The organism is Polaromonas sp. SP1 (genome assembly GCF_003711205.1).
Lineage (GTDB): Bacteria > Pseudomonadota > Gammaproteobacteria > Burkholderiales > Burkholderiaceae_C > Polaromonas.
Genome location: NZ_CP031013.1, coordinates 2,002,308 through 2,025,638, shown reverse-complemented (window position 1 = coordinate 2,025,638; position 23,331 = coordinate 2,002,308). Strand labels below are relative to the sequence as shown.

Here is a 23,331-nt window from a genome sequence, read left to right as displayed (position 1 = left end):
CCCTGCCTCGTTGACGGGCGGGTTAACGGTTTATGTGCCGGCGCCGAAAAAGTCCTGCCCCTGCTGGGGCTGCGCCACACCCAGGTGGCGGTAAGCGGCCAGCGTGGCGATGCGCCCGCGCGGCGTGCGCTGCAAGTAGCCCTGCTGGATCAGATACGGCTCGATCACGTCTTCAATCGTGTCGCGCTCTTCGCCGATACTGGCGGCGATGTTGTCCAGGCCTACCGGGCCGCCGTCGAAGCGGTGGATGACGGCTTCCAGCAACTTGCGGTCCATCACGTCAAAGCCTTGCGGATCCACATCCAGCATGGCGAGCGCCTTGTTGGCGATGTCGAGCGAGATGTGGCCGCTGCCCTTGACGTCGGCGTAGTCGCGCACGCGGCGCAGCAGGCGGTTGGCGATGCGCGGCGTGCCGCGTGAGCGGCGGGCGATTTCAAAGCCGCCCTCTTCGTCCATCGGTGCATTCAGCAGCTTGGCGCTGCGCCGCACGATGCGGGCCAATTCGTCGGGCGTATAAAACTCCAGCCGCGCCACGATGCCAAAACGATCGCGCAGCGGGTTGGTCAGCATGCCGGCACGTGTGGTGGCGCCCACCAGGGTGAAGGGCTGCAAGTCGAGCTTGATGCTGCGCGCCGCCGGGCCTTCGCCGATCATGATGTCGATCTGGTAGTCCTCCAGCGCGGGATAAAGGATTTCCTCGACCACCGGGCTCAGGCGGTGGATTTCGTCGATGAAAAGGACGTCGTTCTTTTCAAGATTGGTGAGCAGCGCGGCCAGGTCCTTGGGTTTTTCCAGCACCGGGCCGGAGGTCTGCCGCAGGTTTACGCCCAGCTCATGCGCAATGATGTGCGACAGCGTGGTTTTGCCCAAGCCGGGCGGGCCGAAGAGCAGCACATGGTCCAGCGCCTCGCTGCGTTTTTTGGCGGCGCCGATGAAGATCTCCAGCTGGTCGCGCACCTTGGTCTGGCCGACGTATTCGTCAAACAGCTTGGGGCGCAGCGCGCGCTCAATCGCCTCTTCGCCGGGTGAGGCGGGCGCCGCCGACATCACGCGCTTGGCGGGCGGAAAGTCGCCTGCAGAGAAATCGTCGGTTTGAATGCTCATGCTGGGTTACCGCGGCTATTTCGCCAGCGCCTTCAGCGCCAGCTTGATACCGTCACTCACACCAATATCCTTCGGCAGCGCTTTCAGCGCCAGCGCCGCATCGCGGTCGCTGTAGCCCAGCGCCACCAGGGCCTGCAGGATGTCGGACTGCGCGTCGTTGGCGACGCTGACCTGGATGCCGATGTCGGCGCCGAGCTTGCCTTTCAATTCAAGCAGCAGGCGCTCGGCGGTCTTCTTGCCGATGCCGGGCACCTTGATGATGCGGCCGGCTTCCTGCTGGGTGACGGCTTGCGAGAGCTCTTCGACGCTCATGCCGCTGAGCACGCTGAGTGCGGTGCGCGGGCCGACGCCGGAAATCTTGATGAGCTGGCGGAAGGCGGCGCGCTCGGTGCCGCTGCCGAAGCCGTAGAGGATTTGTGCGTCTTCGCGCACCACAAAATGCGTCAGCAGGCTGACTTTTTCGCCCAGGGCGGGCAGGTTGTAGAAGGTGCTCATGGGCACCAGCACTTCATAGCCGACGCCGTTGCAGTCCACCAGGATTTCCGGGGGATTTTTTTCGGCCAGCTGGCCAGAGAGTCTTCCAATCATGGGCAAATCTTATCAGTCGGGCGCAGGCGCACGTTTGGGCGGACAATTGCGTTTTTCGCCCTTCATCGGCCCTCTTTTCCAGGAAACCCACCGCCTTGATTCTTCGCCACACCTTCACGCCGCCCAACAACACCCGCATGGGCCACCTGTGCGGCCCCATGGACAGCCATATCCGCACCATCGAGGTGGCGCTGGATGTCACGATTGCGCACCGCTTCGAGCAGTTCAAGATCGACGGCACCAAGGTGAAGGCGAACCAGGCGCTGGAGGTGCTGCAGGCCCTGTACGAAATCGCCCAGCGCCCCATCGAGCCTGAAACCGTGCAGCTGATGCTCGCAGGGGATACGGCGCTGAGCACCGCAGCCGACGGCGGCATGGCGCTCTCCACCCGGCGCGCCGACCTGCGCGCCCGCACCACCAACCAGGGCACCTACCTGGAAAACATCGCCACGCACGACATCACCTTCGGTATAGGCCCTGCCGGCACCGGCAAGACCTACCTGGCCGTGGCCTGCGCGGTGGATGCACTGGAGCGCAGCACGGTGCAACGCATTGTGCTGACCCGTCCTGCCGTCGAGGCCGGCGAACGCCTGGGCTTTTTGCCGGGCGATTTGAGCCAGAAGGTGGACCCTTACCTGCGCCCGCTGTATGACGCGCTGCACGAATTGATGGGTTTTGAGCGCGTGCAAAAGGCCTTTGAGCGCCAGCAGATCGAAATCGCGCCGCTCGCCTTCATGCGCGGCCGCACGCTGAACCATGCCTTCGTGATCCTCGACGAAGCGCAGAACACCACGCCCGAACAGATGAAGATGTTTTTGACGCGCATCGGCTTTGGCAGCAAGGCCGTGGTGACGGGCGACGTGAGCCAGGTCGATTTGCCGCGCACGCAACTGAGCGGCCTGGTAGACGCCGAGCGCGTGCTCAAGCGCGTCAAAGGCATTGCGATCACCCGCCTGACGAGCGCCGACGTGGTGCGCCACCCGCTGGTCGCCCGCATTGTGGATGCGTATGACAAATCACCAGGTGCCGCAGGGCCCGCCGGCGAAGCCGACGCTGAACCCGTTGCCGCCCCGGCCCGCCGCGCCAGCGCCCGGAGCCGCAATGGCTCTTAAGCAGCTCAGCCTGTCGCTGCAGTTTGGTGAGCTGAAAGACGCCGCCCGCCACCGCGCCGCCCTGCCGCGCCACAGCGTGGCCCGCTGGATCCGCCATGCGCTTGAGGTCGACGGCGAGATCACCGTGCGCATCGTCGACGCCGAAGAAGGCCAGGCGCTGAACCGCGACTACCGCCAGCGCGACTACGCCACCAATGTGCTGACCTTCGATTACACGCAAGAGCCCGTGGTGACCGCCGACCTGGTGCTGTGCGCCCCGGTGGTGGCCCAAGAGGCAAAAGAAAACAAAAAAACGCTGCAGGCCCACTATGCGCATTTGCTGGTGCACGGCACGCTGCATGCGCAGGGCTGGGACCACGAAACCGGCGAAGAAGACGCCGAGGCCATGGAGGCGGAGGAAATCCGCATCCTGGCGGGCTTGGGTTTCAAGAACCCCTATCGCTGAAATTTAAGCAAAAAAGGCCTCCAGCCCAATCACCACCTTGGCCCATAGCTATTTATTTGATAGCAAATAGCCGCCAGGGCAAGCGTTTCAAACGCCCGCTGCGATCTGCAGCGGAATCGTCACCGGCCCGTCATTGACCAGGTGCACCTTCATGTCGGCGGCAAACTGGCCTGTTTGCACTTCAGGATGCAGCGCCCGCGCCTGGACCACAAAGTAGTCGTAGAGCCGGCGCCCTTCATCAGGCGCGGCTGCGCCGGTGAAGCTGGGCCGGTTGCCGCCGGAGGCGTCGGCGGCCAGGGTGAACTGGCTGACGATGAGCAGGCCGCCCTTCACGTCCTGCACGCTCAAGTTCATCTTGCCCGCATCGTCGGAAAAAATCCGCAGCTTCAATATCTTGGCCAGCAACTTGTCGGCCTGCGCCTCGGCATCGCCGCGCTCGGCACACACCAGCACCAGCAGCCCGCCGCCGATCTCGCCGACGGTCTCGCCGGCAATCACCACGCGGGCCTCGGCCACGCGCTGCAGCACCGCCTTCATCAGTCGGTCACGCCGGCCGCCACAAACAGCGGCTTGCCCACCGGGCCCGAGAGGAAGCTCACAAACTGCTGGGCCACGTCCTGCTGCTTGCCGGAGGCCAGCGGTGCGGCGGTGTAAGAGGTGTAGTTCTGCACCTCGGCCGGCACGGGGCCGACAAACTTCAGGCCCTTGCCCTGGTACAGCAAAATTTCAGTGATGGCGCCGAAGCCGATCTCGTGGCCCTTGCCTTTGATGACGTGCTCCATCACCGCGGCGCCGTCGGGGTAGCGCGTGGTCTTGCCTTCGACCTGCGTGTAGACGTCCATCTTCTTGAGCAGGCCTTCCAGGTAGAGCCCGGTGGAGGCGCGGTTAAAGACCAGCGAGTCCGCCGCCAGCACCGAGCGCTTGAGCGCGTCGGCGTTGGCAATGTCGGGCGCCGGTGCGCCGTCACGCACCGCCACGCCCATGCCGACGCGGCCGACGTTGGCGCGGGTTTCGGCCAGCTTGCTGGCCGCGGCAAATTCACTGATGACGGCGGGCGGCGCGATCACCACATCAAACGCCGGGTTGCCGTCCATGCGCTTTTTCAGCTCGGGCGCGGTGTTGAAGGTGATCTTGACGGTGTGCGGGGTCTGCTTTTCAAACGCGGCGACGGCGGCCTTGAGCCCCGGCTCGATGGCGCCGGCGCTGAGCACCTGGAGCTCTGCCGCCTGGGCCGCAGCGCCGGCCAGTGCGCAGGCAAGGACCTGGGCCAGAAAAGGGATTCGTTTCATCAGAGCTCCTGGATAAAAAGGCGGGGTAAGGGCGAGGTAAGGGCGGGTAAGGGCAGGGAATTATCGGCGGCATCAACGGCGGTGCACCCTCAAATCAGGTCAGCCTCATCGTCAAAGTGGGCTTCCACGTCGCTGGGCAGCAACTGGATGGTGGCGCGCAGGCCGGGCACCGCGCTCATCAGGGCCTGCTCGACGCTGCCCCGCACCGCCGCGGCGCGCCCCAGCGACCAGCTGGCCGGCATGTGCATGTGCAGGTCGACAAAGCGCCGCTGGCCGGCGCGGCGCGTGCTGAGGTGGTCAAAGCGGATGGTGTGATGGGCAAAGCCGTCCAGCGTTTTCTGGATCTCGGCCATCACCTCGGGCTCCACCGCTTCGTCCATCAGGCCCTGCGAGGAGCGCCACACCAGTTGGCCGCCCTCCCACAGGATATTGAGCGCCACCCCGATGGCCACGACGGCATCCAGCCACAGCCAGCCCGTCATGATGACCAGGCCGATGCCAACCACCACGCCCGCCGAAGTCCAGACATCGGTCATCAGGTGGCGCGCGTCGGCTTCCAGCGCAATCGAGCGGTGGACTTTGGCCGAACGGAACATCGCCCAGGCCAGCACGCCATTGAGCCCCGAACTGACGATGGACAAGACCAGGCCCCAGCCAAGCTGCTCCAGCGGCTGCGGGTTCAACATTCGATGCGCGGCAGCCCAGATGATGGCTACCGCCGCGACGACGATCAACGCGCCTTCAAACCCGGAAGAGAAATACTCGGCCTTGTGGTGGCCGTAAGGGTGGTCTTCATCGGCGGGGCGCTGCGCGATCGTCACCATCGCCACGCCGAAAAGCGCACTGGCCAGGTTGACGAAGGACTCCATCGCGTCGGACAGCAGGCCCACCGAACCGGTGAGGTACCAGGCGGCCGTCTTGAGGGCGATGGTGGCGACAGCCACCGCCACGGAAATCTTCAGCAGCCGCTGCGGCGTGAGGGATTGCCAGTCCAGGATGTTCATGCAGGCATTGTGAGGCATGAAGAAGACGCATCGGCCAGCGCATCAGATCAGGCAGCCGATGAGACAATGCCCGCTGGACTCTGGAACACACCATGATCTCTTCGCACTCGATGGCTGCCGCCGTGCTGGCACTGGCCGCAGCCGCCGCCAAGGCGCAGGCTCCCGCGCCGGCACCCCAGCCCCAACCCGAAACTGCAGTTGCCGCCGCCGCGCCAGCACCCGCAGCCCCGGCCGAAGCACCGCGGCACGCCGGCTTCGTCAAAACACTCAAAGGAAATGTGCAGTTGTTCGGCCCCGAGGCCAACGCCGCCGCGCGGCCGGCCCAGGCCGGTGATTTGCTGCTACCGGGCGGGCGCATCACGACGGGGCCCGACTCCGCCGCCAGCGTCGTGCTGCGCGACGGCAGCACGCTGGTGGTCGGGCCGTCCTCGCAGTTTGAGCTCAAGGCCTTCAGCTTTGATGCCACCACCCACGACGGCAACCTGCTGGCCGTGCTGCTCAAGGGCTCGCTGCGCATGATCACCGGGCTGATCGGCAAGGCGCACCCGGAAGCGGTGCGCATCGAAACGCAGTTCGCTTTTGTCGGCGTGCGCGGAACGGATTTCATCGTGCAGGCGGATGAGCAGCCATGAGCCGCCGCACTTATCCCCTTATCGTTGCCGCACTGACCTTGCTGCTGGCGGCCTGCTCCACACCCGGCACCCGCGTGGTGCTGCTGCCGCAAGAAGGCGGCGCACCGTCTGCCGTGGTGGTGCGCGCCAAGGCCGGTGCGGGTGCGGAGACCACCTTGTCGCAGCCCTACCACCGCGCCACGGCCGCGCTGGGCGCAGATCGCGCGCCGGCGCTGGACCAGGCCGACCCGGCCAAGGTGAAAGCCGAGCACGGCTCACTCTTTGAGATGGCGCCGCCCAGGGCGCAGCGCTACACGCTGTACTTCGACGCGGGCGGCACGGTGCTGACGGCCGAGTCGCAGCAAACGCTGGAGGAAGTGCTGGCCGCGGCGCTGGCCCGCAGCGGCGGCGACATGGTGATCACCGGCCATACCGACACCGTGGGTTCGGGCGCGAGCAACGACGCGCTGTCAACCCAGCGGGCGCAGCAGGTGCGGCAGATGTTGGCGGACCGGCAGTTTCCACCCGCACGCATCGAGGCCGCAGGGCGCGGTGAACGCGAGCTGGCGGTGCCGACCGCCGATGAAGTCGACGAGCCGCGCAACCGGCGCGTCACGATTGAAGTGCGTTGACCGGTTCGCGGATCAGTTTATTGATCAAAAAGCCCTCCAGCCCAATACTTACCTAGGCTTTTAGCTCCTGAAAAGATAGCAAGCTATTCCCGGGCGCCTGGCCGGCCGGCGCGTCGCCAGTGTGACGCGATGCGGGAAACACCCGAGCCGCCGGGTGTCTTCGCTCCCTACCATGCGTGGATGATTTCCGCGCCCGCCCCGACCGTGACGCCGTCCCTTGCAGCCGTGCAGGCTGCCGCAGCGGCGGCTATCCGGGCCGTGGGCGCACCGGCCGCCGCCCCGCCCCGCCCGCCTGCGCCCACGATTGCGCGAGAGGTCGTGTCGTCGCCGTCCCGCCATGTCCAGCTTGCGCTGGTGCAGGTGGCAGGGCCCGCGCATGTCATCACCGCCGAGCCCTACCTGCGCATCAGCCTGAATATCGGCCCCAGCTATTCGATTGACGTGACAGGCGGGCGGGACCGGCAAAGCTTTGAGTGCAGGCGCAACAGCCTGATGATCATTCCGCCCGACCTGTCGGTGGCCCACTACGCGGGCCTGCCCAAGCCGGCGGGCCGGGCCTATACGCCCGCCAGGCTCGCCACCTTCCGCATCTCGCGGGAGTTGCTGGACGACTGCGCCATGGGCCTGGGCCTGGCGGCCGGCCAGGCCCGCCTGGTGCACCAGGTGATGGCGGGCGACGAGCTGCTTCGCAACGCCGCGCAGGGCCTGCTGGCCGACCTGCGTGCGGGCTGCCCCGACGGCGCGCAGGCCACCGAGAAGACGGCCTGCGCCCTTGTCACGCGCGTTCTGCTGCGGCAAAACAGCCGCGCCCGCAGCGCGGCGGCCGATACGCTGGCCACCGTGCAACAACACATCGACGCCCAGTTGCACACGCCGCTGGCCCTGGAAGAACTGGCGGCCATGGCGGGCATGAGCCTGTCGCATTTCTGCCGGGTATTCCGCGAGCGGCTGGGCGCTACGCCGCACCAGTACATCCTCTCGCGCCGGGTGACGCGGGCCAAACGGATGCTCTGGACGCAGCCGGGCAAGCCATCAGCGGCCGCCAGCATGGTGGACGTCGCGCTGGCGTGCGGCTTTGGCTCGTCCAGCCATTTCGCGGCGCATTTCAAACGCCACACCGGGCAGACGCCTTTGCAGTGGCAGCGCACGGCGGGACGGCCGGCCTCGCCATCCTAGGGTTTTGCCGGGCGGGCAAAAAGCAAGTTTGGGCGAAATCCGCCTGAGACACGCAAGATTTGGATAGACGCTGCCGGGGGCGCGGAAAAAGATGGCAGGTCCGACCACCACAACCTTGCCAGGAAGCCCCACGCCATGCCACTGCACGCTCTTTCCCCTTTCAGTCTTTCCCGTTGCCTGTGCCTGCTCGCCATCGCCCTGCTGCCGGCCCTGCCTTCGATGGCGCAGAAGGTTGATAAAGCCGACAAAGCCGACATCCTCGTCGGGCAGAGCGCGCCGCTCTCCGGCATGATGGCGCCCGCCTTCATGGGCGTGCTGGCCGGCCAGCAGCTGGCGTTTGACGAGGCCAACGCCAGGGGCGGCATCCAGGGGCACAAGGTCAGGCTGGTGATCCTGGACGACGGGTTTGATCCGAAACGCACGCTGGAAAACGCGCAGACGCTGGTGGAAAAACAGGAGGTCGTCGCCCTGTTCGGCACCGTGGGAACGGCCCAGACCGCGGCGGTGCTGCCCTACATCGCCGAAAAACGCGTGCCGCTGATTTCAGCCTACAGCGGCAGCCCGGCCCTGCGCGCGCAACCCAACCCTTACTTTTTCACCACGCAGTCCAGCTACGCCGAAGAGCTGGTCAAGATGGTGCGCAACCTCAAATCGGTGCAGTCCAGCCGCATCGCCGTGGTCTACCAGAACAACGATTTCGGCAAGCTGCTGCTGCCCCTGGCAGAAAAAGTGATCACCGCGGAAGGCGCCACGCTGGTGGCCTCCCGCGCGCTGGACCCGGCCGGCGCCGACTCGGTCGCCGTGGCGCAAAGCCTGGCGGCGGCCCGCCCGCAGGCGGTGATCATGGTGGTGGCCGGCCCTGCGGTGGTGTCGTACGTGAAAGCCAACCGCGCGGCGCTCGGCGTGCCGGTTTACACCTTCTCACTGTCGGTCGGCTCATCGGTGCTGCAAGCCCTGGGCGACGATGCGCGCGGCCTGGCGGTTTCGCGTGCAACGCCTTATCCGTGGCGCGCCACGACGCCGCTGGCGCGCAATTTCAAGGTGCTGATGGACAAAGCCGGCAAGCCCGTCGACTACGACCACTACGCCGGCTACATCAACGGCCGGGTGCTGATAGAGGGCCTGCGAAACGCCGGCAAAAAACCCACGCCAGCAAGCCTGACGCAGGCCATGGAAAAAATGAACCCGCTGGACCTGGGCGGCTACACCCTGGCCTACAGCCCGCAGAACCACCACGGCTCGAGCTTCGTCGAGATCACGGTGGTGGGGCCGAACGGCGATTTCATGCGCTGAGCGCGCTGGGCTGAGCTTCGTCAGCCCAGCGTCACACGCGCAAACTTGCGCTTGCCGACCTGCAGCACATAGGTGCCGGCCGCCAGCTTGAGCGCCTTGTCGCTCACGACGCTCGAATCCACCCGCACGCCGCCGCCGTCGATCAGGCGCGTGGCTTCGCTGCCCGAGGGCGCAAGGCCCGCGGCTTTCAGCAACGCACCAATGCCCATAGGCGCGCCCGTCAGCGACACCTCGGGAATCTCGTCAGGCACGCCGCCCTTGCTGCGGTTGATGAAGTCCTGCTCGGCGGCGTCGGCCGCGGCGGCCGAGTGAAAACGCGCGGTGATTTCCTTGGCCAGCGCGACTTTCGCGTCCTTGGGGTTGCGCCCGCCTTCGACTTCGGCCTTCAGCGCGGCGATGTCGGCTTCGCTCTTGAAGGACAGCAGCGTGTACCACTTCCACATCAGCACGTCGGAGATCGACAACACCTTGGCGAACATGGTGTTGGCGTCTTCGCTGATGCCGATGTAATTGTTCTTGCTCTTGGACATCTTCTCGATGCCGTCCAGGCCTTCGAGCAGCGGCATCGTCAGGATGCACTGCGGCTCCTGGCCGTACTCCTGCTGCAGGTGGCGGCCCATCAGCAGGTTGAACTTCTGGTCGGTACCGCCGAGCTCGAGGTCGCTCTTGAGCGCGACCGAGTCGTAGCCCTGCATCAGCGGGTACAAAAACTCATGCACGCTGATGGGCGTACCGGCCTTGTAGCGGTCGTTGAAGTCGTTGCGCTCCATCATGCGGGCCACCGTGTAGTGCGACGCCAGCTTGATCATGCCGGTGGCGCCCAGCGGTTCGCTCCATTCGCTGTTGTAGCGCAGCTCGGTTTTGGCCGGGTCCAGGATCTTGTCGGCCTGGGCACGGTAGGTTTCGGCGTTGACCTTGATCTGCTCGGGCGTGAGCGGCGGGCGGGTGGTGTTGCGCCCGGACGGGTCGCCGATCAGGCTGGTGAAGTCGCCTATAAGAAAAATGACTGTATGGCCCAGATCCTGGAGCTGACGCATTTTGTTGAGCACCACGGTGTGGCCGACATGAATGTCAGGTGCGGTCGGGTCCAGGCCCAGCTTGACGCGCAGCGGCACGCCCGTCGCTTCGGATTTGGCCAGTTTTTGTAACCATTCGTCATGGGGAATCAGCTCTTCGCAGCCCCGCAGGGTGGTCGCGAGGGCCATCTTTACACGGTCGGTGACGGGGTATTTTGTAACAAGCGCTTGATTCATAAGGGTTTTTCACATGTCGGGGGTTTGTCCGACAGATATACTGGCGGCTCTCCTGCATCAGCCGGCCATTTTAGTTGGCCTGCAAATTGCTGATCTGGAACCACATCGTCTGGATGGCTCCGGCCCCACCCCTTCTCCTCCATGCAGGACAGGGCTGGCCATCAAAGCTCTCCATGTTTTATACAGCAGTCCGGTGCTCCCGCAGCGCCCGATGCACTTTAGTTGGGAATTTTGCTTTGCGCCTGCCAGAACCCTCCCAGATCCTGCTTCCACTTGCCGACTCCCTTCGCCGCCACCCCAAACGGGTCGCCGCCAGCCTTGCGGTCCTGCTGCTGGGCACGGGTGTCACCGCCTTCGGCGTCGCGCCACTTGCCCCCGATGCAGCACTGTTGCCGGTGCGCCAGGTGCTGGAGGCCGTGGAGCCACTTCCCACGCAGGCCCAGACCGACCTGTTGAGCGATTTCCGCTTCAAGCTGTTCCGCACCGAGAGCACGCGCAGCAGCGACACCGCCGACACCCTGCTCAAGCGCCTGAACATCGACGACAGCGCGGCCGCCGCCTTCCTGCGCAGCGACGCCAACGCGCGCCTGCTGCTCACGGGCCGCGCCGGCAAGAACGTCACCGCGGAAGCCAGCGACAGCCAGCAACTGCTCAAACTGAGCATGCGCTGGCCCACCGACGACGAAACGATGTTCAAGCGCCTGGTGGTTGAACGCGGCGCTGCCGGCTTCACCTCGCGCATTGAAACCGCGCCTTACGTCGCCACCACGCGCCTGTCGAGCGGCGTCATCCAGACATCGCTGTTTGCCGCCACCGACGAAGCCCGCATCCCCGACGGCGTGGCCGTGCAGGTCGCCGAAATTTTCTCCAGCGACATCGACTTCCGCCGCGCGCTGCGCAAGGGCGACCGCTTCAACGTGGTCTACGAAAGCCTGGAAGCCGACGGCGAGCCGCTGCGCACCGGCCGCGTGCTGTCGACCGAATTCGTCAACGCCGGCAAGGCCTACCAGGCCATGTGGTTCCAGCCCCCGGGCACAGACGCCACCGGCGCCGCCAACAAGGGCGGCTACTACACACTCGACGGCCAGAGCCTGCGCCGCGCCTACCTGAGCTCGCCGGTCGAGTTCTCGCGCATCAGCAGCGGTTTTTCGATGCGTTTTCACCCCATCCTGCAAAAGTGGCGCGCCCACCTCGGCACCGACTTTGCCTCGCCCACCGGCACCCCCGCCCGCACCGTGGGCGACGGCGTGGTCGAGTTTTCCGGCGTGCAGAACGGCTACGGCAATGTGGTCTTCGTCAAGCACCGCAACGGCCACGAAACCGTGTACGCCCACCTGAGCAAACTCATGGTGCAAAAAGGCCAAACCGTCAGCCAGGGCCAGACCATCGGCCTCGTCGGCAGCACCGGCTGGGCCACCGGCCCGCACCTGCACTTCGAGTTCCGCGTCAACGGCGTCCACCAGGACCCGATGATGATCGCCAAGCAGAGCGAGACCATTCCTGTTGCAGCGACGTCCATGCCGCTGTTCCGCGAACTTGCGGCTGGTGTGAAGACCCAGCTGCTCGCAGCCGCAACGATCACCCAAACCCGCGCTGAGTAATTAAGCCCCCACGGTCGCTCACTTTGTGTAGCTTCCTGCCCCCCGAGGGGGCGCCCGCCTGCGGTCTGGCAAAGCCAGTCCCGCGGCTCATGCTGGCGAAGACAGCCCGTATCGAAGGCCCCTTGTTGACTGCGGCAGAATGGTCCGATGACTGATTTGTACATAGGTTTGATGTCCGGCACCTCGCTCGACGGCGCTGACGGCGTGCTGGTGGATTTTTCGGGCGGCGCCTTGCGTGTGGTCGCTGCCGCCACCGAGCCCTTCAGCAGCCCCTTTCGTGCCGAGCTGCTGGCGCTCAACTCCCCCACCCACAACGAGCTGCACCGCGCCGCAGTTGCCGGCAACCAGATCGCCGCGGTGTATGCCAAGGTCGTGCACGCCCTGCTCACCCAGACCGGCGTTCAAGCATCGCAAATACGAGCCATAGGCGGCCACGGGCAAACGGTGCGGCACCAGCCCCAAAGAACGTCGAACGACCCCGCAGGCGCGGGCTACACGCTGCAGCTCAACAACCCGGCCTTGCTGGCCGAGTTGACCGGCATCGACGTGGCGGCCGACTTTCGCAGCCGCGATGTGGCGGCCGGCGGACAGGGCGCGCCGCTGGTGCCGGCGTTTCACCAGGGTGTGTTCGGCCGTGCTGATGCCACGGTGTGCGTGCTCAACCTGGGCGGCATTTCCAACCTCAGCGTGCTGCCGCAAGAGACGCACGAAGCCGCGTCGCCGGTGCTGGGCTTTGACTGCGGGCCGGGCAATGCACTGATGGACGCCTGGTGCGAGCAACACACCGGACGGCCCTACGACGACGGCGGCGCCTGGGCGGCCAGCGGCACGCTGCTGCCGGCGCTGCTGGCCAGCCTGCTGGACGAGCCCTACTTTTCACAGCCGATTCCCAAAAGCACCGGTCGCGACCTGTTCAGCCTGGCGTGGCTGGCCGGCAAGCTGGGGCCCTTTGCGTCGGCGCGGGCAGAAGACGTCCAGAACACGCTGGCCGAATTCACCGCCGGCGCCTGCATCAACAGCGTGAAGCGCTACGGCAAGGAAAGCACGGCGTTGATCGTGTGCGGCGGCGGCGCTTTCAACAAGCACCTGCTGGGGCGCCTGCAGGCGGGGTTGCCGCAATTGCGCGTGAGCACGTCAGACGCCCACGGCCTGCCGCCCCTGCAGGTGGAGGCGGCGGCGTTTGCCTGGCTGGCGCAGCAGCTCGTCTTGCGAAAACCCGGCAACCTGCCAAGTGTGACGGGAGCCAGGGGCTTGCGGGCGCTGGGCGCGATTTACCCGGCCTGAGTTTGCGGTTGCTATTATTTTAATAGCGATATCCCCAGGCAGTACATGGGCTAGAGGCCTATTTGGCTCTAAAGATTGCTAGCCCTGGCCGGAAGCCTCGGTCGCCTCGGCCTTCTTCACTGCCCGCACCTCCGGCGACAGCTGCCAGAAAATCCCGGCCGACGCGAGCGTGATCAGCCCCATCGCGGCAAACGTCGCCTGGAAGGCATGCAGCGTGTGCACCGCTTCGCCGGCGCCGAAGAAACCGGTAAAACCCGCCAACACCGCGCCGGCCGCGGCCACGCCCATGCTCATGGCCAGCATCTGCACCATCGACAGCAGGCTGTTGCCGCTGCTGGCCATGCTGCTGTCCAGGTCGCGCAAGGTGACGGTGTTCATCGCGGTGAACTGCATCGAGTTGACGGCGCCAAAGCAGGCCAGCTGCAGGATGTGCAGCCACAGCGGCTGGGCCGGCGTCACGAAGGCAAAACTCGCCATCGTCAGGCCCACCAGCGCGGTGTTGGTCACCAGCACGCGGCGGTAGCCGTAACGCGTGATCAGCGGCGTGGTGACGCGTTTGGTCAGCATGCTGGCGACTGCGACCGGCACCATCATCATCCCGGCCTGCAGCGGTGAATAGTCCAGGCTGACCTGCAGCAGCAGGGGCACCAGGAAAGGCATGCACGAGCTGCCCAGCCGCGAGAACAAATTGCCCAGCAAGCCGATGCTGAGCGTGGGAATGGAAAACAGCCTGGGCGAAAACAACGGGTCGGGCCGTTTGGCCGCGTGCAGCCAGTAGGCCGTCAGGCTGGCCATGCCGAACACCAGCAGCACCAGTACGCTGGCCTGCTTCAGGCCCAGGCCCGACAAGCCGTCGACCGCCAGCGACACCGCCACCATGCCGAAGGCCAGCAAAAGGTAACCCGGCAGGTCAAAGCGCGGCATCTTGAGCCGCGGGTTGTCCTGCATATAAAAGAGCGTCGCCACGCAGCCCAGCAGGCCGACCGGAATGTTGATCAGAAACACCCAGTGCCAGGAGGCCACCTGGACCAGCCAGCCGCCCAGCGTGGGGCCGATCAGCGGGCCGACCAGGCCCGGGATGGCGATAAAACTCATGGCCTGCAAAAACCGCTCGCGCGGAAAAGCGCGCAGCACGGCCAGCCGCCCCACCGGCAGCAGCAAGGCCCCACCCATGCCCTGCACCACCCGCGCCGCCACCAGCTGCATCAGGTTGGCCGAGAGCGCACACGCGATGGAGCCGATGACAAACAGCGAAATCGCCGCCACATACACGCGCCGGGTGCCGAAGCGGTCGGCGATCCAGCCGGAGGCAGGGATCAGCATGGCCATGGTGAGCGAATACGCCACCACGACCGATTGCATGCGCAGCGGGCTTTCGCCGAAGCTGCGCGCCATGGCCGGCAAGGTGGTGTTGACGATGGTGGCGTCCAGCGTCTGCATGAAAAAGCCGATGGCCACCAGCCACAGCAACATGCGCAATGATTTTTCTTCGGCCTGCATCAATGACAGAGGTGAAAAGGCGGCGTTTGGTTCAGTGGGTTCAGTGGCTTCAGAGCGCGAAAGGGACAGGCAGCAAAAAGCCGCCTCGGGGGCGGCTTTTAAAGCGGGGCGCCGGGGCGGGCCTCAGGCTGAGAAGCTGGATCCGCAGCCGCAGGTGCTGGTCGCGTTCGGGTTTTTGATCACGAACTGGGCGCCTTCAAGGTCGTCCTTGTAGTCGATCTCTGCGCCGACCAGGTACTGGTAGCTCATGGCGTCGATCAACAGCGACACGCCATTTTTCGTCATGGTGGTGTCGTCTTCGTTGGTGATTTCATCAAACGTGAAACCGTACTGGAAACCGGAGCAGCCGCCGCCCTGCACAAACACACGCAGCTTCAGGTCGGGATTGCCTTCTTCGGCAATCAGCTCGGCCACCTTGGATGCGGCGCTGTCGGTGAAGACAAAAGGCGCGGGCATTTCGGTCTGTATATTTTCGGCAACGGCACTCATGGGGGACTCCAATACTTAAAGCGGATCGAGGGGCGAATCAAGGTTCGCGGTTCCGGGCGGTTAGCGCCGGCAGGCTCTGGCGGCACTTGTGCACAAATAGTACAGCAATTCGATCAACCATACCGCCCATGCGTGTTAGGCCGGGCACGTCATTGTGAGCGCTCACTACCCTGCTTCAGCTGATCGGTCAGATATTGTTGGCGGCCAGCTTGAGCGTGGGCTTTTCTTCCAGCTCGGGATGGGCCGTGGGGCGTAACTGTCCAAAGATGACGGCGCCCTGGTGCATTTCAAGCGCCTTGTAAGACACGTCGCCTTCGATTTTGGCCTTGGGCTGCAACTCGAGCAGCTCGGAGGCATGCACGGGGCCCATGACACGGCCGTTGATGATCACGTGGTCGGCGTGGATATAACCCGTCACGACCGCCGATTCGCTGATCACCAGGATGCTGGAGCTGCCTTCATTGGCACGGATGTCGCCGATGACTTCGCCGTCGATGCGCAGGCCGTCGGTGAACTTCAGGTTGCCTTCAATACAGCTGCCCTGGGCAATCAGGCTTTTGATGGGCGGCTGCTTCTTTTTTCCAAACATAAACAGATTTCCTGTGGCAGGGGCGTCGGTAAACGCGGGTGGAGGACGAAGGGGTGGGCGTCGGGTTGGCTGGAATCAGAGCTTGAAGGTCTGGACAGAGCGTACCGCCGTTCCCTCGATGACCTTAGCTGTAACAGTTTGTACCACGGCTTGGGGGGGCAAGTCGAGGACGCCTTCCACGCGCCGGTACTGTTTGAACTGTAAAGTTTGCGGACCTCCGGGCAAAGTTAACGACCAGGGCTTTCCGGCCTCGGTGCCGTGGACGGTCAGCTCGAGTTTCCCGTTGAAATTGGGTGCGTCTTTCACCGGCTGGATCACCAGCACCTGCCACTTGAGCTGGGTGTCCGACAACTTTTCAGCCTGCAGGCTGCGGATCGTGGCGACTTCGGTGCTTCCGGCAGGCAACAGCTTCTCGAAGAAGCCGAGGTCGTCGCGCAGGCTGCGGTTGTCGCTTTCCAGCTGCCGGATCTGGCTCATCATTTTTTCCTGGGCGGCTTTTTCGGCGGTCAGCAGGCTGCCGGAAGTATTGGCAATCGACTGGGCCTTGTCGCGGTCCGCACGCAAGGTGGCCAGCTCCTGCCGGAGCATCACGATCTCTTCTTTGGAGCCGGTGTCCGTGCCGGTGATGCCCTTGCCGAACTCAAAGGCCCAGAGCGCGATGGCGCCGGAAAACCCCAGCATCAGGGCCCCGGCGATCCAGCGCAGGGGCCAGGGGAGCGAGCTGCGCACCGCCATGCGCGGGGAACTGATGGTCAGGCGACGGCGAAACAGGCGAAATTTCAAAGAGAGGCCCTGCAGTTTTCGGTTCGAGAGCGTGCATTGTGCACGCAGACAGGCCCGGTAGAGGCCAAAAACCCGACCACGCCGGTAAAGCAGGGGTAAGCGTTTGCATCCGGGTGTTTTTGCCCGAAAACCAGGGGTCCATGAAAAAAGCCGCCTGGCGCAAACCAGGCGGCTTTTTCTTTTTTGGCAGAAAGCGGATTAACGCTTGCTGAACTGCTTGCGGCGGCGAGCTGAACGGAAACCGACTTTTTTACGTTCGACTTCACGTGCATCGCGGGTCACAAAGCCGGCCTGGCTCAGGGCCGGCTTGAGCGTTGCGTCGTAATCGATCAGGGCACGGGTGATACCGTGGCGCACTGCACCGGCCTGACCGGACTCGCCGCCGCCGTGGACGTTGACCATGATGTCAAACGTCTCGACGTGGTTCGTCAGAAACAGGGGTTGGCGGCAGATCATGATCGAGGTTTCACGACCGAAGAACACCTGGATGTCACGATCGTTGATCGTGATCTTGCCGGTGCCTTTTTTGATAAACACACGGGCGACGCTGGATTTGCGACGGCCGGTGCCATTGTTCCATTCACCAATCATCAATGGCTCCTTAGATGTCCAGCACTTTAGGCTGTTGGGCGGTGTGCGGGTGTTCTGCACCACCGTACACCTTGAGTTTCTTGATCATGGCGTAGCCGAGCGGGCCCTTGGGCAGCATACCCTTGACGGCTTTTTCCAAAGCGCGGCCGGGGTGCTTGGCTTGCATGTCGCGGAAATTGGTGGCAGTGATGCCGCCTGGATAACCGGAATGGCGATAGTAGATTTTGTCGGTCGACTTGGCGCCGGTGACACGCAGCTGGGCTGCATTGATGATGACGATGAAGTCACCGGTATCGACGTGAGGCGTATAAATGGCCTTGTGTTTGCCGCGCAAACGGAGAGCAACTTCGCTGGCTACTCGTCCGAGGACCTTGTCGGTCGCGTCAATCACAAACCACTCGTGCGTCACGTCAGCGGGTTTTGCGCTGAACGTTTTCATGAGTTTTCTTTCGAAAAAATGGTTTGTCGGGTTCTTTTCTGCGGTCGGTGTTCTTCTGATGAGAACCTCTTAGGCAGTATTTTCGAGCTCCGCCGCGGAACCACTAGGCGCTGCAGAGCCCACGATTATATGAAAAATCAAGGACTTGCGTCAATATTGCGGCCCCCAAATGCCGTATTTAGGCGGCAAGAAGGTACGATAGCCGCATGTTTTCCTACCGCCACGCCTTCCACGCAGGCAACCACGCCGACGTGCTCAAGCACACCACGCTGATCGCGTTGATGAAGTATTTGACCCAAAAAGACACGGCGCTGACCGTGATCGACACCCACGCGGGTGCCGGCCTCTACCGGCTGGACGGCGATTACACCGAAACCAGCGGTGAGGCCCAGGAAGGCGTTTTCAGGCTGCTTTCTGAGCCAAAAGCGCCTCCAGCCCAGACCAAACCTGGGCAGGAGGCTATCAAAACAATAGCAAAACCCGCCACCGCCAAGCCTGCGGCCGCCGGCTGGGCGCCGGCCTTGCAGGACTACATCGACGTCCTGCGCGGCCTGAACCCCCAGTTCGCCGAATCAGGCAACATCGCGCACCTGAAGATCTACCCCGGCTCCCCCTTTATTGAGCAGCAGTTCCTGAGCGGGCGCGACAAGCTCAAGCTGTTTGAGCTGCACCCGACCGATTTCAAGTCGCTTTCCGGCAACATCGAGCAGCTCGGCGTGGGCCGCCAGGTCGCGGTGAGCCGCGAAGACGGCTTTGAAGCCCTGAAGACCTTTTTGCCGCCGCCGGCCCGCCGGGCCATGGTGCTGTGCGACCCGAGCTACGAGATGAAGACCGATTACGGGCGGGTCGCCACCTGCATGGCCGATGCCCTCAAGCGTTTTGCCACCGGCACCTATGTGGTCTGGTACCCCATCATTCCGCGGCCTGAAGCCCACGATTTGCCGCGAAAACTCAAAACCCTTGCGGTAAAGGCGGGCCGAAGCTGGCTAAATGCCGCGTTAACGGTGAAATCAAGCAAGTTAACGACAGATACCGCCGGCGAGGTGATTCGCCCCGGGCTTCCGGCCAGCGGCATGTTTGTCATCAACCCGCCCCACACCCTCAAAGCCGAGTTGCAGGCGGCGCTGCCGCAAATGGTCGCGCTGCTGGGGCAGGACCGCAACGCCGGCTTCACGCTGGAACACGGCGGCTGAAGCGCGCTGCGGGCGTAGCGGAAACACGGCCGCCCTAGCGGGTTTGCGCGCCGGCCCCAACATGTTTTCCTGTCTTTACCACCGCAGTGAGTTGTGGCAAGGTTGCCAGTCACCTCGCACTTTCCCGCAGACTTGACCCTCCACGGCGCTCCAAGACCCTCCATGCCCGCTCAGGCACATCCGACCTCCCCTGCCGACCCGGGCGCACCCGGCCGCGGACTGCGCACGGGCACTGCGGGCGACGCGGACGGCATGGAAGCCGAGATCGAGCGCCGGGTCGCGTTGCGCACACGCGAACTGGCCGCCTCGCTGGCGCGCTACCAGACCATGGTCGACCTGGCGACCGAGAACATCTGCGTCGGCCAGGGCGGCCTGCTGCGTTTTGCCAACCCGCCCTGCCTGGCCCTGCTGGGCACCCAGGCCGCCACCATGGCCGACCGGCCCATGATCGAGTTCATCCACCCGGACGACCGCGAGTTTGTCTCCGGCAAGCACCAGTTGCGCGCCGCCGGCAATGTGGTGCCGGCCTTTGAGGCCCGGTTCCAGCGGGGCGACGGCACGGTGTCCTGGGTTGAAATCAACGGCGTGCTGGTGGACTGGGAGGGCGCGCCGGCGGACCTCTTTTTCCTCAAGGATGTCACCGAGCGCAAAAAGCTCGAAGCACTGACCCGCTCGGCCGCCGAGCGCTACCGGGCCGTGGTCGAAAACGTCAACGACGTCATCCTGGTGGTGCAAAAAGGCGTCGTCCGCTTTTCCAACACCAGCGCCCAGGCCATGTTCGGCCACACGCTCACCGGGCTGCCGTCGCTGCACCTGATCCACCCCGACGACCGCCCCATGGTGCAGCGCCAGCGCGAGCTGATGCAGGCGGGCACCATGGTCAGCGCCTACGAGGCCCGCTTCATCTCGCCGCCGGGAGAGGCCATGGCCGACGGGCTGCGCACCGGCTGGGCCAGCATCTACGGCACACGCATTGAATGGGACGGCGAGCCGGCGCTGCTGGTGCTGATGTCCGACATCAGCGAGCGCCGCCGCCTCGATGAAGAGCTCAAGAGCGCGCTGACGCAGCGCGAAGCCATCCTGGAGACCACCGCGGTCGGCGTCACCTTCCTCAAAAACCGGCGCCACCAGTGGCTCAACCGCACGCTGGCCAACATGCTGGGCTACAGCCCGGGCGAGTTGCTGGGCCAGGAAACGAGGGTGCACTACCCCAACGACGAGGACTTCGAACGCATAGGCGCCATCGCCTATGCGCAGATCATGCAGACCGGCCTGTTCTCGGCCGAGGCGCGCATGCGCCGCAAAAACGGCGAGCTGATCTGGGTGCAGCTCGACGGCTCGGCGCTGGACCGCAGCCGGCCCGAAGAAGGCTCTGTGTGGACCTACGTCGACATCACCCGCCGCAAGGAGGCCGACGAGGAAACCCGGCGCACGCTGGTGCGCGAGCGCGAGCTGGGTGAACTCAAGACGCGTTTTGTCTCGATGGCCTCGCATGAGTTCCGCACGCCTTTGGCCACGATTCTTTCGTCGGCCGAATTGATCGAGCATTACGGCGAAAAAATCACCCACCGCGAACGCCAGGACATCATGGCCGACCTGGTGGTGGCGGTCAAACGCATGCAGGGCATGCTCGAAGACATGCTGACCGTCGGCCAGGCCGATGCAGGCAAGCTCAGGCTCAACGCCAAGCCGCTGGACATCGCCGCGCTGTGCCGCAAGCTGGTGACTGAAGTGCACACCAGCGACGCCGGCCAGCACGCCATCGAATTTGAAGCGCCGGTGGGCCACGATGCGTTTTCGCAGATGGTCATGCTCGACGAGCGCCTGGTACGCCATATCGCCAGCAACCTGCTGGCCAACGCCTGCAAATATTCGCCCGCCGGCAGCGTGGTGGTGCTGACACTGGAGCGCCGGCAAAGCCCGGACGGCGACCGACTGATCCTGCAGGTCAGCGACGAAGGCATCGGCATCCCGGCGACCGACCTGCCGCGCCTGTTCGAGAGTTTTCACCGAGGCTCCAACGTGGGGAACCGGCAAGGCTCGGGGCTGGGCCTGGCCATCGTCAAACATGCGGTCGACCTGCACCACGGCAAAATCGATGTGGCGAGCACGCCCGGGGCGGGCACCCGCTTCACCGTCAGCCTGCCCCTTTCCCGAGGAACCCCATGACCCTGATCCTGATCGTTGAAGACGACGACGCCATCCGCAATAACATCGTGCGGCTGCTCAAGCTCGAAGGCTTTGAAACCGCCGCCGCGCCCGACGGCCGCCAGGGCCTGGAGCAGGCCCGCGCCAGCAAGCCCGACCTGATCATCTCCGACGTCGGCATGCCCGGCATGAACGGCTTTGAACTGCTGGCCGCCCTGCGCGCCGACCGCGCACTGGCCAACACGCCCTTCATGCTGCTGACCGCGCTGGACGACCGCGAGAGCATGCGCCGCGGCATGACGGCCGGCGCCGACGATTATTTGTCCAAGCCCTTCAGCCGCGCCGAACTGCTGGACGCCGTCAGCGCGCAGCTGAAGAAAAAAGCGCGGGTGCGCGAAGCCATCGACTCCGAAGTGGCCGCGGGCGAGGCGCGGCTGCGCGCCGACTTCTCCAGCCGCATCAGCGGCGGCGCGCCCGTGGCCGTGCCGGTGCCCATCCCGATTCCGGCCAGCGCCGAGACCGAGGAGCTCTCCAGCGCCACGGTGCTGGTGGCCAGCATCCGCAACTTCACCTCGCTGGCCGAAAAGCTCAGCGCGGCGGAAGTTTCGCGCCTGCTCACCGAATACTTCGAGCGCACCTCCGAGCCGGTGCTCAAGAACAGCGGCAGGCACATCAAGTTCATCGGCGACGGCCTGATGGCCGTGTTCTCCGACACGCTGACCGGCTCACCGCTGCCCGCGTCGCGTCGCGCCATCTCCGCCGCGCTGGGGATGGCCCTGGCCACGCACGAATTCCGCGACTGGCTGGAGCAGCACTTCGGCGAACGCGCGCTGCCGCCCTTTGCCATGGGCGTCGGCATCCACAGCGGGGCGGTGACGCTGTGCCAGCTCGGCACGCAGCAGAACCGCGAACTCACGCCCGTCGGCGAGACGGTGACCCTGGCCGCCCGCCTGCAAAGCGCCACGGAAGAAAAAGGCTGGACGGTGATGGCCAGCGAGGAATCGCTGCTCGTGGCCGGCGCCGGTATCCAGACCGGCGTGCACACCTCGCTCACGCTGACCGGCCGCAACCTGGCCATCGACGTGGCCGAAGTCACGGGCCTGGTCACCACCATGGAAGACAAGATCCACGGCATGGCCAGCCTGACGGAACGCGCCAGCGAAATCAGCGACGCCGTGCGCGCCAATTCCGACATCACCGCGCGCGCCGTCAAGGGCGCGCTGGACTCCAAGCTGTCGGCGCTGAAAGACCTGCGCTTTGACGCCAGCGCCGAGCCGGTGCGGCTCAAGGGCTACCGCATCACACGCAAGATCGGTGCAGGCGGCATGACGGAGGTCTACCTGAGCGAGCGCGAATCCGACGGCATCCCCATCGTGCTCAAGGTGCTGGACTCGCGCGGCAAGGAGGCCTCCGAGCACCTGGTGCGCTTCATCCAGGAATACGCGCTGCTCTGCAAGATCGACCACCCGCACGTCATCAAGATCTATGACCAGGGCTTCACCGACGAGCACGCCTACATCGCGATGGAGTACTTCGAACGCGGCGACCTGCGCGGCCTGTTCGGCCCCAGCCTGGCACGCGAGCAGGCCGTGACGGTGGTGCGCCAGATCGCGGAGGCGCTGTCGGCCATCCACGAACACGGCATCGTGCACCGCGACATCAAACCCGAGAACGTGATGCTGCGCGCCGACGGCAGCGTGGCGCTGGCCGACTTCGGCATCGCCAAGTCCATGCTGCAGGCGCAAAACATGGGCCTGACGCAAACCCATCACGGCGACGTCGTGGGAACGCCCTATTACATGAGCCCCGAGCAGGCCACCGGCCGCAAGGTGACGGCGCAGTCCGACCTTTACAGCCTGGGTGTGATGTTCTTCGAGATGCTGGCGCACCGGCGGCCCTACATCGCCGAATCACTCGAGCTGCTGCTGGCCAAACACCTGAACGCCGAGACGCCCGCACTGCCGCCGGCGCATGTCGCCATGCAGGGCATCGTCAACAAGCTCATGGCGAAAAATCCGGATCACCGGTATGAGTCGGCTGCGGCTTTCCTCCAGGACCTGGCGCTGGTCGCACCACCTCCACCGGAGATTGGTTAGACATCAAATCAGCCTCCAGCCCAAGCGGAGCATGAGCAAGCAGCTACTAATTTGATAGCGCCTACCGCCAAACGCGAGGCGAAGCGAGCCGCGCCAAGGCCAGCATGAGCC

23 protein-coding genes are annotated in these 23,331 nt (G+C 64.8%); 11 read left to right on the top strand and 12 right to left on the bottom strand.

Features of this window, described 5'->3' with window-relative positions:
• Positions 1 to 30: 30 nt before the first annotated feature.
• Positions 31 to 1,104 carry a Holliday junction branch migration DNA helicase RuvB gene (ruvB, locus tag DT070_RS09560; RefSeq protein WP_122955178.1) on the bottom strand — a complete coding sequence of 358 codons (1,074 nt, stop codon included), beginning with the start codon at positions 1,102 to 1,104 and terminating at the stop codon, positions 31 to 33.
• A gap of 15 nt (positions 1,105 to 1,119) precedes the next feature.
• Complete coding sequence (gene ruvA / locus DT070_RS09555; RefSeq protein WP_122955177.1) at positions 1,120 to 1,692, bottom strand: Holliday junction branch migration protein RuvA; 573 nt, start codon at positions 1,690 to 1,692, stop codon at positions 1,120 to 1,122.
• Between the two features lie 95 nt (positions 1,693 to 1,787).
• Between ruvA and DT070_RS09550 the strand changes: the two genes are divergently transcribed.
• Both DT070_RS09550 and ybeY read left to right on the top strand, forming a co-directional pair.
• Positions 1,788 to 2,804: a PhoH family protein gene (locus DT070_RS09550; RefSeq protein ID WP_122955176.1), complete on the top strand. Its 1,017-nt coding sequence runs from the start codon at positions 1,788 to 1,790 to the stop codon at positions 2,802 to 2,804.
• Complete coding sequence (gene ybeY / locus DT070_RS09545) at positions 2,794 to 3,249, top strand: rRNA maturation RNase YbeY (RefSeq protein WP_122955175.1); 456 nt, start codon at positions 2,794 to 2,796, stop codon at positions 3,247 to 3,249. The genes DT070_RS09550 and ybeY overlap by 11 nt, the downstream gene beginning before the upstream one ends.
• A gap of 87 nt (positions 3,250 to 3,336) precedes the next feature.
• On the opposite strand, the gene dtd is transcribed toward ybeY, so the two are convergent.
• The 3 genes from dtd to DT070_RS09530 all read right to left on the bottom strand — a co-directional run bounded on the left by dtd (position 3,337) and on the right by DT070_RS09530 (position 5,542).
• On the bottom strand, positions 3,337 to 3,786 hold the full coding sequence (gene dtd, locus DT070_RS09540; protein ID WP_122955174.1) for a D-aminoacyl-tRNA deacylase: 450 nt from the start codon (positions 3,784 to 3,786) through the stop codon (positions 3,337 to 3,339).
• Positions 3,786 to 4,538 (bottom strand): substrate-binding domain-containing protein, encoded by a 753-nt coding sequence (locus tag DT070_RS09535; RefSeq protein WP_122955173.1) that lies wholly within the window; start codon positions 4,536 to 4,538, stop codon positions 3,786 to 3,788. Before DT070_RS09535 ends, dtd begins: the two co-directional genes overlap by 1 nt.
• Before the next feature lie 89 nt (positions 4,539 to 4,627).
• Positions 4,628 to 5,542, bottom strand: a complete 915-nt coding sequence (locus tag DT070_RS09530; RefSeq protein WP_122955172.1) for a cation diffusion facilitator family transporter — start codon at positions 5,540 to 5,542, stop codon at positions 4,628 to 4,630.
• A gap of 92 nt (positions 5,543 to 5,634) precedes the next feature.
• On the opposite strand from DT070_RS09530, the gene DT070_RS09525 reads away from it, so the two are divergent.
• The 4 genes from DT070_RS09525 (at position 5,635) to DT070_RS09510 (ending at position 9,254) form a co-directional block, all read left to right on the top strand.
• Complete coding sequence (locus tag DT070_RS09525) at positions 5,635 to 6,174, top strand: FecR domain-containing protein (protein WP_122955171.1); 540 nt, start codon at positions 5,635 to 5,637, stop codon at positions 6,172 to 6,174.
• Positions 6,171 to 6,785: an OmpA family protein gene (locus DT070_RS09520; protein WP_122955170.1), complete on the top strand. Its 615-nt coding sequence runs from the start codon at positions 6,171 to 6,173 to the stop codon at positions 6,783 to 6,785. Before DT070_RS09525 ends, DT070_RS09520 begins: the two co-directional genes overlap by 4 nt.
• A gap of 129 nt (positions 6,786 to 6,914) precedes the next feature.
• Positions 6,915 to 7,961 (top strand): helix-turn-helix domain-containing protein, encoded by a 1,047-nt coding sequence (locus DT070_RS09515; RefSeq protein WP_122955169.1) that lies wholly within the window; start codon positions 6,915 to 6,917, stop codon positions 7,959 to 7,961.
• Between the two features lie 135 nt (positions 7,962 to 8,096).
• Positions 8,097 to 9,254 carry an ABC transporter substrate-binding protein gene (locus tag DT070_RS09510; protein ID WP_122955168.1) on the top strand — a complete coding sequence of 386 codons (1,158 nt, stop codon included), beginning with the start codon at positions 8,097 to 8,099 and terminating at the stop codon, positions 9,252 to 9,254.
• Positions 9,255 to 9,274: 20 nt separating this feature from the next.
• Here the strand turns inward: DT070_RS09510 and tyrS are convergent, their stop codons facing one another.
• Positions 9,275 to 10,507 carry a tyrosine--tRNA ligase gene (tyrS, locus tag DT070_RS09505; protein WP_122955167.1) on the bottom strand — a complete coding sequence of 411 codons (1,233 nt, stop codon included), beginning with the start codon at positions 10,505 to 10,507 and terminating at the stop codon, positions 9,275 to 9,277.
• Between the two features lie 236 nt (positions 10,508 to 10,743).
• On the opposite strand from tyrS, the gene DT070_RS09500 reads away from it, so the two are divergent.
• Together DT070_RS09500 and DT070_RS09495 are read left to right on the top strand one after the other, a co-directional pair.
• A complete protein-coding gene (locus DT070_RS09500; protein ID WP_122955166.1) occupies positions 10,744 to 12,108 on the top strand; it encodes a M23 family metallopeptidase in 1,365 nt (454 codons plus the stop codon).
• Positions 12,109 to 12,255: 147 nt separating this feature from the next.
• The gene (locus tag DT070_RS09495; RefSeq protein ID WP_122955165.1) at positions 12,256 to 13,392 is read left to right on the top strand and encodes an anhydro-N-acetylmuramic acid kinase; all 1,137 of its coding nucleotides are present in this window, start codon (positions 12,256 to 12,258) and stop codon (positions 13,390 to 13,392) included.
• Between the two features lie 78 nt (positions 13,393 to 13,470).
• Here DT070_RS09495 and mdtD read toward each other — a convergent pair whose 3' ends face one another.
• The 6 genes from mdtD to rplM all read right to left on the bottom strand — a co-directional run bounded on the left by mdtD (position 13,471) and on the right by rplM (position 17,783).
• Positions 13,471 to 14,892, bottom strand: a complete 1,422-nt coding sequence (gene mdtD / locus DT070_RS09490) for a multidrug transporter subunit MdtD (RefSeq protein WP_369973939.1) — start codon at positions 14,890 to 14,892, stop codon at positions 13,471 to 13,473.
• A gap of 123 nt (positions 14,893 to 15,015) precedes the next feature.
• Positions 15,016 to 15,381, bottom strand: coding sequence for an iron-sulfur cluster insertion protein ErpA (erpA, locus tag DT070_RS09485; protein WP_122955163.1), 366 nt, complete (start codon positions 15,379 to 15,381; stop codon positions 15,016 to 15,018).
• A 187-nt stretch (positions 15,382 to 15,568) separates the two neighbouring features.
• Positions 15,569 to 15,970 (bottom strand): polymer-forming cytoskeletal protein, encoded by a 402-nt coding sequence (locus DT070_RS09480; RefSeq protein ID WP_122955162.1) that lies wholly within the window; start codon positions 15,968 to 15,970, stop codon positions 15,569 to 15,571.
• A gap of 75 nt (positions 15,971 to 16,045) precedes the next feature.
• Entirely contained in the window at positions 16,046 to 16,753 is a 708-nt protein-coding gene (locus DT070_RS09475) for a DUF6776 family protein (protein WP_122955161.1), read from the bottom strand.
• A 198-nt stretch (positions 16,754 to 16,951) separates the two neighbouring features.
• Positions 16,952 to 17,344 (bottom strand): 30S ribosomal protein S9, encoded by a 393-nt coding sequence (gene rpsI, locus DT070_RS09470; protein ID WP_007867568.1) that lies wholly within the window; start codon positions 17,342 to 17,344, stop codon positions 16,952 to 16,954.
• A gap of 10 nt (positions 17,345 to 17,354) precedes the next feature.
• Positions 17,355 to 17,783, bottom strand: a complete 429-nt coding sequence (gene rplM, locus DT070_RS09465; RefSeq protein ID WP_007867557.1) for a 50S ribosomal protein L13 — start codon at positions 17,781 to 17,783, stop codon at positions 17,355 to 17,357.
• Between the two features lie 206 nt (positions 17,784 to 17,989).
• Between rplM and DT070_RS09460 the strand changes: the two genes are divergently transcribed.
• From DT070_RS09460 to DT070_RS09450, 3 genes are all read left to right on the top strand, one after another.
• Entirely contained in the window at positions 17,990 to 18,976 is a 987-nt protein-coding gene (locus DT070_RS09460; protein ID WP_122955160.1) for a 23S rRNA (adenine(2030)-N(6))-methyltransferase RlmJ, read from the top strand.
• Positions 18,977 to 19,138: 162 nt separating this feature from the next.
• Positions 19,139 to 21,145 carry a PAS domain S-box protein gene (locus tag DT070_RS09455; RefSeq protein ID WP_122955159.1) on the top strand — a complete coding sequence of 669 codons (2,007 nt, stop codon included), beginning with the start codon at positions 19,139 to 19,141 and terminating at the stop codon, positions 21,143 to 21,145.
• Positions 21,142 to 23,220 (top strand): protein kinase, encoded by a 2,079-nt coding sequence (locus tag DT070_RS09450; protein ID WP_122955158.1) that lies wholly within the window; start codon positions 21,142 to 21,144, stop codon positions 23,218 to 23,220. The genes DT070_RS09455 and DT070_RS09450 overlap by 4 nt, the downstream gene beginning before the upstream one ends.
• The last annotated feature ends 111 nt before the right edge of the window (positions 23,221 to 23,331 follow it).

What these genes read in the sequence shown, in the direction of transcription:
- DT070_RS09515 (WP_122955169.1), top strand. Translation starts at nt 6,915, where the DNA reads ATGCGGGAAACACCCGAGCCGCCGGGTGTCTTCGCTCCCTACCATGCG.
- ruvB (WP_122955178.1), bottom strand. Translation starts at nt 1,104, where the DNA reads ATGAGCATTCAAACCGACGATTTCTCTGCAGGCGACTTTCCGCCCGCC.
- DT070_RS09535 (WP_122955173.1), bottom strand. Translation starts at nt 4,538, where the DNA reads ATGAAACGAATCCCTTTTCTGGCCCAGGTCCTTGCCTGCGCACTGGCC.
- ybeY (WP_122955175.1), top strand. Translation starts at nt 2,794, where the DNA reads ATGGCTCTTAAGCAGCTCAGCCTGTCGCTGCAGTTTGGTGAGCTGAAA.
- erpA (WP_122955163.1), bottom strand. Translation starts at nt 15,381, where the DNA reads ATGAGTGCCGTTGCCGAAAATATACAGACCGAAATGCCCGCGCCTTTT.
- DT070_RS09460 (WP_122955160.1), top strand. Translation starts at nt 17,990, where the DNA reads ATGTTTTCCTACCGCCACGCCTTCCACGCAGGCAACCACGCCGACGTG.
- DT070_RS09510 (WP_122955168.1), top strand. Translation starts at nt 8,097, where the DNA reads ATGCCACTGCACGCTCTTTCCCCTTTCAGTCTTTCCCGTTGCCTGTGC.
- mdtD (WP_369973939.1), bottom strand. Translation starts at nt 14,892, where the DNA reads ATGCAGGCCGAAGAAAAATCATTGCGCATGTTGCTGTGGCTGGTGGCC.
- DT070_RS09450 (WP_122955158.1), top strand. Translation starts at nt 21,142, where the DNA reads ATGACCCTGATCCTGATCGTTGAAGACGACGACGCCATCCGCAATAAC.
- DT070_RS09520 (WP_122955170.1), top strand. Translation starts at nt 6,171, where the DNA reads ATGAGCCGCCGCACTTATCCCCTTATCGTTGCCGCACTGACCTTGCTG.
- ruvA (WP_122955177.1), bottom strand. Translation starts at nt 1,692, where the DNA reads ATGATTGGAAGACTCTCTGGCCAGCTGGCCGAAAAAAATCCCCCGGAA.
- DT070_RS09525 (WP_122955171.1), top strand. Translation starts at nt 5,635, where the DNA reads ATGATCTCTTCGCACTCGATGGCTGCCGCCGTGCTGGCACTGGCCGCA.
- tyrS (WP_122955167.1), bottom strand. Translation starts at nt 10,507, where the DNA reads ATGAATCAAGCGCTTGTTACAAAATACCCCGTCACCGACCGTGTAAAG.
- DT070_RS09480 (WP_122955162.1), bottom strand. Translation starts at nt 15,970, where the DNA reads ATGTTTGGAAAAAAGAAGCAGCCGCCCATCAAAAGCCTGATTGCCCAG.
- rplM (WP_007867557.1), bottom strand. Translation starts at nt 17,783, where the DNA reads ATGAAAACGTTCAGCGCAAAACCCGCTGACGTGACGCACGAGTGGTTT.
- rpsI (WP_007867568.1), bottom strand. Translation starts at nt 17,344, where the DNA reads ATGATTGGTGAATGGAACAATGGCACCGGCCGTCGCAAATCCAGCGTC.
- DT070_RS09455 (WP_122955159.1), top strand. Translation starts at nt 19,139, where the DNA reads ATGCCCGCTCAGGCACATCCGACCTCCCCTGCCGACCCGGGCGCACCC.
- DT070_RS09530 (WP_122955172.1), bottom strand. Translation starts at nt 5,542, where the DNA reads ATGAACATCCTGGACTGGCAATCCCTCACGCCGCAGCGGCTGCTGAAG.
- dtd (WP_122955174.1), bottom strand. Translation starts at nt 3,786, where the DNA reads ATGAAGGCGGTGCTGCAGCGCGTGGCCGAGGCCCGCGTGGTGATTGCC.
- DT070_RS09495 (WP_122955165.1), top strand. Translation starts at nt 12,256, where the DNA reads ATGACTGATTTGTACATAGGTTTGATGTCCGGCACCTCGCTCGACGGC.